We start from the raw sequence: 8,287 nt of genomic DNA, 5'->3' as shown, positions 1-8,287 counted from the left end.
TCAACACCGTAAAAGAGATCGGACCAAGCCCCATTGCAGCAGAAAGAAAGAGAAGAGGATTATAAATATGACTATGGGAAATCCCTCCCCCCTGGTCTCCCTTTTTCAGAAGGAAGACTTTGATGACTGGTCCAAACCCCATATTGTAGGAGGTACCACTGAGTATTCTGCACTTCTTGAACTGCAGAAGATGCAGGGAGGCGACCAGAGAAAATATGGAAACGGTATCATTGTCAGTGTAATTACCTGTACGGAAATCAAGCAGGGTATTGCAATCGAAACCGGAAAAACATCCCCGCAGTACTTCAATGCATGTTCAATCATTGAACTTCATGAGGATGATTTCAAGGCTCTTGGTATCAACAAGAATACCAACGTTAGAGTAACCAGTGCAGCCGGCAGTGTTATCTTAAAGGCTGTTGTTACGACTCAGAGTCTGTATCCCGGACTTGCACATATCCCGATGGGACCATGGGCAAACATGGTTGTTCCGGCATACACTTACTCCACCGGTGAGCCGTGCTTCTGCGGCTTTGACTGCCTTATCGAACCGGCACCGGAAGAGAAAGTGGAGAAAGCAGTAAAACTCATGCACGATAAGTGCGGTTTGAAATATGTAGGTGATCCACACTATGACTAAAACAATTAAAAACGTAATCTGTACATTCTGTGGTACTCTTTGCGATGATCTTGAAGTCGACGTCACTGACGACGAAAAGAAGATTGTAACGGTCAGAAACGCATGTGCAATTGGTGCAGAGAAGTATCTCCACGTCAGCAACCCCGGACGTGTTGTCCTCCCGCGTATGCGTCAGGCCGACGGAACCTACAAGGATGTTTCCTACGACGAAGCAATCGACTTCACCGCAAAGACACTCCTGAAATCAAAGAAGCCATTATTCTACGGATGGTCATCCACCAACTGTGAAGCAATTTCAGCAGGAAATGTACTTGCAGAAAAAACTGGCGGTGTCATTGATAACTGTGCGACAGTCTGCCATGGATCTTCCCTCCTTGCAATTCAGGATACGGGAGTACCTTCCTGTACCTTAGGAGAAGTCAAGAACCGTGCTGATCGTATCATCTTCTGGGGATGCAACCCTGCACACGCCCACCCGCGTCATATGTCCAGATATTCCATCTTCCCGCGTGGTTTCTTCTCTGCAAAAGGACAGAAAGGAAGAAAGATTATCTGTGTTGACTGCCGTGAGACTGACACTGCAAAAGTTGCAGACACCTTTGTCCGCATCAAACAGAGTTATGACTACGAAATCTTCGACGCACTCAGAACCCTCCTTCGCGGTGAAGATATCCCTGATGAAGTCGGTGGTGTTCCAAAAGAGAAACTCCAGGAAGTCATTGATATCTGTAAGTCCGGACGTTTCGTCACGCTCTTCTTCGGAATGGGTCTGACCCACACCCTGGGAAGAAACCACAACATCGATGCGGGTATCAACCTCATCCGTGACTTAAATGACTACACGAAGGCTGTGCTCATTGCAATGCGTGGTCACTACAATGTCACTGGTGCAGGTCAGGTTCTCGGATGGCAGTACGGTTTCCCGTTTGCATGTGATCTGTCCAGACTTACGATGGCACGCCACAACCCGGGAGAGACAACCTCTGTTGATCTGTTAGTCCGCAAAGAAGTTGATGCATGTGTCGTTATTGCAAGTGATCTTGCTGCCCATTTCCCGTTCGAGGCAACACGTACCATGGCACACATCCCGACGATTACTATCGACCCGCATATCAGCATGTCGACTGAACTCTCGGATCTTCATATTCCTGTCGCAATTGTCGGTGTTGAAGTTGGTGGCTGTTGCTACCGTATGGACAATGTTCCAATCGAGACTCGTAAGTGTATTGATGCACCTGACGGAGTTCTTACTGATGAGGAACTCTTCAAACGCATTAGCGCACGTGTCGACGAGATTCTTGCAGAAAATGGATGTAAAGATGCATCTGAGTACCTTGCAAAGGTGGAGGCCTGAAGATGTCTGAGATTATCATTAAGAATGGTCACGTCTTTGATGCTGTTACCGGTCTGAAAGGCGATGTCGCTGATGTCTGCATAAAGGACGGTAAGTTTGTTGACAAGGTCAGCAACTCTGCAACTGTCATTGATGCGACCGGCAAGACTGTCATGGCCGGTGCACTTGATGTGCACACCCACGTTGCAGGTCCGAAGGTCAACCTCGGACGCTGGTACCGCCCGGAGGATAAGTTCCGCCTTGGTGAACGCTGCTCTGCAAAGATCAACCCGAAGACCAAGATCGAGGGAGGTTTCTCGATTCCGACCGTCTATAAGACTGGATACGAGTATGCCCGTATGGGATTCGGTTTCCTGATGGAAGCTGCAATGCCGCCGCTTTACTCACGCCACGTGCATGAGGAAATCCGCGACACACCTATCGTTGATGAGGCAGCAATGCCGGTGTTCGGCAACAACTGGTTCATGTTCGAGTACCTGAAGAACGGCGAAATCGACAACGCAGCAGCATATGTTGCATGGATGCTTCGCCAGACCAAAGGATACGGTATTAAGTGTGTGAACCCCGGGGGATCCGAGGCCTGGGCATGGGGTCTGAACTGTATGACCATCAATGATCAGGTTCCGTACTTCGAGATTACGCCGAAAGAGATCATTGCCGGTCTTATCACCACCAACGAAGAGCTGCACCTGCCGCACTCCGTGCATCTGCATTCCAATAATCTGGGTAACCCCGGAAACTACACGACCACCCTTGACTCTCTGAAGATTGCAGAGGACTTCAAGCCGAACAACAACCTCGGCCGCAAGACTGTTCTGCACCACACCCACATTCAGTTCCACTCCTATGGCGGAACCGGATGGGGTGACTTCGAGTCCAAGGCAAAGGAAGTCATGGACTATGTGAACAAGACCCCGCAGATCTCTATTGATACCGGCAGTGTCACCCTTGATGAGACCACAACGATGACTGCGGACGGTCCGTTTGAGTACCACCTCGGTGCCTTAAACCACCTCAAGTGGGGTAACGTGGATGTGGAACTTGAGACCTCTTCCGGTGTCGTTCCGTACGTCTACAGCCCGAACGTGAAGGTTTGTGACATTCAGTGGGCAATCGGTCTTGAGGTTCCGCTGTTCGCAAAGGATCCGATGCGGACGATGATCACAACTGATCACCCGAACGCAGGTCCGTTCACCCGCTACCCGCGTATCTACGCATGGCTGATGGACAAACAGTACCGTGACAATCTCCTGAACGGCTTCAAGTACGCAACGAAGGTAATCGATGCAACCTACCTTGCCGAGATTGACCGTGAGATCAGCCTTTATGAGCTGTCCCAGATGACCCGTGCAGGACCTGCACAGGTGCTTGGCCTGTCCGGTTCCATGGGTGGTCTTGCACCCGGCATGAAGGCGAACCTTGCTGTCTACAACATCAACCCGGACAATATGCCTAAGGGCATTGATCTGGAGAATGCACTCGCAAGATCTGCATACTTCTTCAAGGATGGTGTGAAGGTTGTTGAGAACGGTGTAGTGCTGGATGCTGACCCGGTTGTCAAGAAGACCTACTGGGTTGATGCAAAAGTGCCGGAGAACAAGCAGGTTATGCACGACATTACCGAGAAGTTCCTGAAGTACTACAGTGTCAACCTTGGCAACTATGAGGTTATTGATCACTATACTCCGCACCAGGAGATTATCGAGGTGTAAGAGATGAACACGGTAACCATTAAGTTAAAGGAAGTCCCCGAGCTCTACCTTGAGTGTGAGAGTGTTACTCCGGACAAGTTTGCCGGCAAGTCTCTTGAGGAGATTGCGGCACTTCCGTGTTCGGAAGGTAAATGCAACTACACGCTTGGTGAGTGGTTCGAGATCTCCGGTGCTTCCGGAGCAACTGCAGCAGAGACGAAGATCGAGGTCTATGGTCCGGGAACTTCCAAGTGCAAGTATTTCGGTGCATGGATGACTGCAGGTGAAGTTGTTGTCAACGGAACCGCAGATATGTTCACTGGTGCATGGATGGAAGGCGGAAAACTCCACGTGAAGGGAGATGTCCGTTCCTTCTCCGGTCTTCAGATGAAGGGCGGAGAGATGCTGGTTGAAGGCAGAGCATGGAACTACCTTGGTGCTGCATACCGCGGCGACTGGCGTGGTATGCAGGGCGGTCTCATCCGGATTAAGGGAGATGCAGGTTCTGATATTGCTACGTTCATGAACGGTGGAACCATCATCATTGAGGGTAATGCTGATATCCACATTGGTACGCATGCCGAGGGTGGAACAATCATTATCAAAGGCAAGGCACACCGTCGTGTCGGTGGTCAGATGGTGAAAGGCGAGATTTACGTCTTCCACGGCTGTGATGTGATGATGCCTGGTTTCAAGAAGATCGAAGAGAGAGAGATTGAGGTTGACGGTGAGAAGCACATGTTCAATGTGTTCATCGGCGATCTTGGTGAGCGCCACCCGAAGAGCAAGGGTCAGGTCGTTTACGGCCACATCTACACTCTGAAGGAGTAACTCTCCTTTTTTTCTTTTTAGTCTATTATACTATTGTTTTAAAAGAGATTCTTACCGTATGGTACGGGAAGAAGAATGGAACAGAGGCATAATGGAAGTTACCACTATCTCAAGTTCTGTGCCGTTCTTTTCTTGGTAGCAATAGTTCGGATATTTCCTCACAAGTCAGTTCTGGTACTGACAGGGCTTTGACGAAGCAGTTGTGTGGGAGTGTCAGGAGCTGTATTCCTGTTTCCGAATTATCATGTGAAGAAGATATTGAGGGATCGTTTAGGCTGGTAGGCAATGGCATTTGAAACTACCATGAAGCGTCCGCAATATTTTCTGGAGAACGAAGGTCTGAGAGGCATTTCGTTCTATGATTATTATTTATATCTCGTTATCTATATAATATGTTCTGATAATGTTTTTATACTTGTTTATTCTTAAAAAATTGATTTTTTATTAATATATAAACAATGCGCAATTACTAATAATATGTTTCGAGAATGCGGAGGATGCAAATTGGGTTGGACGCCTGTTATGGGATCCTCATTACGATTTTTCAGTACAATGTCACTGGCCTTTTGCTTCCTGCTCCATTATTCATGTATCTTGGTTACCCTCTCCTATTTGTTTGACGCATCTTGTTTATTTTTATCTACTATATTAATATTATCGATTTGCTTATATATTTTAAAAAAATGAAATTCCAACCAACTCATTCTTATTAAAATTTCTCACTAATGTATTTATGTGGATACCGACGAATATTAACAGTCGATATTCTATCGAAGGCTGGTGCAGCTAGAAATGTCATTTGCAATGCATATCAACATGGAGCGATGTACCGGTTGTAACAATTGTGTGGTCGCCTGCCCGGTAAACGCACTGGAGCTTAACACTGTAGATCCTGCCTCAACTGACAAGATCTACCTCGTTCAGAATGGACGGGCTATTAGCCTTGACATCAATCACGAACTGTGTGCTGGCTGCGGTGTGTGCGTCGAAGCATGCCCATACGGAGTTATCAGACTGGTAGGACCGCAGGATGGACCTGTTGCAGCGAAAGCTGCTGAAGGAGCCACCCACTAAGTAAGATTGGAGAACCGAGGATTCATACATGGCAATGAGCACAATGTATCCAAAATACTCCACGAAGATGGAGAATGACACCGTTATTATGGAGCAGCGTCTCCTGAAGAAGGTGTCTCACCTCGTGTTAAACACGACCAAATGTACCGGATGCGGTATCTGTTCCGAAGTCTGTCCGAAAGAGGCAATTGTCCTCGGACTTGTCGGTGCTGTCCGCCGCGGCGCTGTCAAAGACGAAGCCGCCATCTCTGTTGACCCCGCAAAGTGTTCCTACTGCGGTGTCTGTACGATTCTGTGTCCGTTTGACGCTCTTGAGGTCAGAGTTGACGGTGAACCGAGCCTTCCGATTAAAGAACAGGAAGGTTTCCCTGAGTATGACTTCACCGCTGAGATTGATGAAAACAAATGCGTCCGCTGCACCACGTGCAGTGAAGCCTGTCCGCGTGATGCAATCGTCCGTGACATCCCCGTCTATGAGGGTGAAGTTGCCGACGGTGCCAAACGCCAGACGGCTCTTGACGCCGAAACGACGTTAGTCGTTGACAAAGAGAAGTGCAATGTCTGTGGTATCTGCGCCTCCCTCTGTCCGGCTCTGAAGATCAAACGCATTCCGTTTACTGCCGAAAAGGTCGGTTCCGCCGGTGAAGTCGTCTGGGACAAGTCCCTGTGTGACGCGTGCCAGGTGTGCGCCACCGCCTGTCCGGAACATGCCATCGCTGTCGAGCGCGTTGTCAAGGAAGGCAGCAAACTTGCCGGCAAGGTCACGATCGACAAAGAAACCTGTGTCACCTGCAGCTGGTGTGAGAAGGTCTGCCCCGAAGAAGCTGTCACCATCAAGAAGTTCTTCGACGGTGAGATTGTTTTCAACGCCGACAAATGTCCCGGCGGCTGCTCCACGTGTGTTGACATCTGCCCGTGCAATGCCATCTACCTGCCGAGCCCTGTCCCCGCTCTTCAGCTGAAGAAGGACAGCATCGAGCCGACAATCGCCGTGAACGCTGACCTGTGTATTCTCTGCGGCGCCTGCGTCAACGCATGCCCGTCTGAAGACGTTATCACCATCAGACGTTCCGGTATCCACGTCAAAGGTCCGGAGACCGATCTGTTCAAGAGTATCGCCGCCAAGCTGTGCATCCCGCGTTCCTCCAAGATCCGGGAAGACACGTTTGGTCAGGTTGAGTTAAAACCCCTGGAGTAACCAAGAATGGCAAGTGCAAAATCCTACAAAGACGCGAGCCTCTCCGCCCGCCTTGCAGACCGGTATTACCGTCCCGCTCAGGATGCCGACCCGACGTTTGTCGGCGACGTTGAAAAGATCAGCGGCACGGAAGCCCACATCTGCTACCAGTGCGGCACGTGTACCGGCTCGTGTCCTTCTGCTCCGAGAAGCAGCTACCGCATCCGGAACTTCATGCGGCGTGCCAACCTCGGCTTAAAAGACGTGAGTTTAACCGACCCCGACCTGTGGCTGTGCACCACGTGCTACACATGCAGCGACCGGTGCCCGCGTGACTTAATCCCGACGGACGTCATCATGGCAATGCGGAACATGGCTGCCCAGCGCGGCATCGTCCCGAAGAACTTCCTCGGCACGGTAAACTTCATCTACCAGACCGGTCACGGTGTCCCGAACAGCGACGCCAACCGTGCTGCAAGAGTCAAACTCGGTCTCGAACCCGAACCGGAAACCACCTGTAAATACCCCGAATACCTGCCTGCTATCCGTAAGATCCTCGAAGCTTACGGCACCAAACAGCTCGCAGACAAAGTCCTTGCGGAGGGTCAGTAATGTCAGACGACACGCATAAATTCGCCTTCTTCCTCGGCTGCATCGCACCGAACCGGTATCCCGGCATTGAGGCCGCCGCCATCCGTACGGGCAAAAAGCTCGGCATCGAGCTTGTCCCGTTAAAGGGTGCCAGCTGCTGCCCTGCCCCCGGTGCCTTCGGCAGTATCGACCTGAACGTCTGGTACGCCATGGCCGCCCGGAACCTTGTTCTTGCGGAACAGATGGGCATGGACATCGCCTTAATCTGTAACGGCTGCTACAAATCCATCTGGGAAGTCAACCACAAACTCAAACACAACGACGAACTCCGCGACGCAGTCAACGAAGTCTTAAAAGAAGTCGACATGGAATACAAGGGCACCATCAACGTGTACCACCTTGCCGAACTGTACTACAACGACGACGTCTGCGGTCTCGACCGCCTGCGCGACTCGGTCAACACCCCGTTAACCGGCGTAAAGGTCGCCTGCCACTACGGCTGCCACCTGCTCAAACCGCGGAAAGACCGTGAGTTTGCCGGCGACGTCATCGGCGACACCGAACACCCGACCTGGTTCGAAGAACTCGTTGAAGCCCTCGGTGCCGAAGCCGTCGAATACCGCAACAAAATGCAGTGCTGCGGTGCCGGCGGAGGTGTCCGCGGTTACGACATCGCCCACGCCCTTGACATCACCAACGAAAAACTGACCAACATGACCGACGCCGGCGCAGAAGCCATCGTCGACACCTGTCCGTTCTGCCAGCTGCAGTTCGACCGCGGTCAGTTTGAGATCAAAGACAAATTCGGCGTCGAATGGAACCTGCCGGTTCTCCACTTCTGTGAAATGCTCGGCCTCGCCCAGGGCATGAGCCCCGTCGAACTCGGCCTTGACCTGCACCAGATGTCATGCAAACCATTCCTCGACAAA

8 protein-coding genes are annotated in these 8,287 nt (G+C 50.8%); all 8 read left to right on the top strand.

The features are described 5' to 3' along the window. The first annotated feature begins 67 nt into the window (after window positions 1-67). Window positions 68-640, top strand: coding sequence for a molybdopterin dinucleotide binding domain-containing protein (locus tag O0S09_RS09645; protein WP_338148520.1), 573 nt, complete (start codon window positions 68-70; stop codon window positions 638-640). Beyond that, window positions 633-1,994, top strand: a complete 1,362-nt coding sequence (locus O0S09_RS09640; protein WP_268923769.1) for a formylmethanofuran dehydrogenase subunit B — start codon at window positions 633-635, stop codon at window positions 1,992-1,994. The genes O0S09_RS09645 and O0S09_RS09640 overlap by 8 nt, the downstream gene beginning before the upstream one ends. Window positions 1,995-1,996: 2 nt before the next feature. Continuing rightward, window positions 1,997-3,706 carry a formylmethanofuran dehydrogenase subunit A gene (locus O0S09_RS09635; protein ID WP_268923768.1) on the top strand — a complete coding sequence of 570 codons (1,710 nt, stop codon included), beginning with the start codon at window positions 1,997-1,999 and terminating at the stop codon, window positions 3,704-3,706. A 3-nt stretch (window positions 3,707-3,709) separates the two neighbouring features. Further along, window positions 3,710-4,516 carry a formylmethanofuran dehydrogenase subunit C gene (locus O0S09_RS09630; protein ID WP_268923767.1) on the top strand — a complete coding sequence of 269 codons (807 nt, stop codon included), beginning with the start codon at window positions 3,710-3,712 and terminating at the stop codon, window positions 4,514-4,516. Between the two features lie 792 nt (window positions 4,517-5,308). Then, entirely contained in the window at window positions 5,309-5,590 is a 282-nt protein-coding gene (locus O0S09_RS09625) for a 4Fe-4S binding protein (RefSeq protein WP_268923766.1), read from the top strand. A gap of 28 nt (window positions 5,591-5,618) precedes the next feature. Beyond that, window positions 5,619-6,788 carry a 4Fe-4S binding protein gene (locus O0S09_RS09620; protein WP_268923765.1) on the top strand — a complete coding sequence of 390 codons (1,170 nt, stop codon included), beginning with the start codon at window positions 5,619-5,621 and terminating at the stop codon, window positions 6,786-6,788. 6 nt (window positions 6,789-6,794) lie between these two features. Then, window positions 6,795-7,379, top strand: a complete 585-nt coding sequence (gene hdrC / locus O0S09_RS09615) for a CoB--CoM heterodisulfide reductase subunit C (RefSeq protein ID WP_268923764.1) — start codon at window positions 6,795-6,797, stop codon at window positions 7,377-7,379. Continuing rightward, on the top strand, window positions 7,379-8,287 hold a 909-nt coding region (gene hdrB, locus O0S09_RS09610; protein ID WP_268923763.1), incomplete at its 3' end, for a CoB--CoM heterodisulfide reductase subunit B. The genes hdrC and hdrB, both read left to right, overlap by 1 nt.

Origin of the sequence: Methanocorpusculum vombati (assembly GCF_026891935.1) — an archaeon.
In the GTDB taxonomy this organism is placed as follows: Archaea; Halobacteriota; Methanomicrobia; order Methanomicrobiales; family Methanocorpusculaceae; genus Methanocorpusculum; species Methanocorpusculum vombati.
The sequence above is the reverse complement of the archived record's forward strand: the minus strand, read 5'-3'. Positions and strand labels throughout refer to the sequence as shown.

Bases quoted from the DNA above. Each gene is read 5' to 3' on its own strand.
- O0S09_RS09620 (WP_268923765.1), top strand. From the start codon at position 5,619: ATGGCAATGAGCACAATGTATCCAAAATACTCCACGAAGATGGAGAAT.
- O0S09_RS09640 (WP_268923769.1), top strand. From the start codon at position 633: ATGACTAAAACAATTAAAAACGTAATCTGTACATTCTGTGGTACTCTT.
- hdrC (WP_268923764.1), top strand. From the start codon at position 6,795: ATGGCAAGTGCAAAATCCTACAAAGACGCGAGCCTCTCCGCCCGCCTT.
- O0S09_RS09625 (WP_268923766.1), top strand. From the start codon at position 5,309: ATGTCATTTGCAATGCATATCAACATGGAGCGATGTACCGGTTGTAAC.
- O0S09_RS09645 (WP_338148520.1), top strand. From the start codon at position 68: ATGACTATGGGAAATCCCTCCCCCCTGGTCTCCCTTTTTCAGAAGGAA.
- O0S09_RS09635 (WP_268923768.1), top strand. From the start codon at position 1,997: ATGTCTGAGATTATCATTAAGAATGGTCACGTCTTTGATGCTGTTACC.
- O0S09_RS09630 (WP_268923767.1), top strand. From the start codon at position 3,710: ATGAACACGGTAACCATTAAGTTAAAGGAAGTCCCCGAGCTCTACCTT.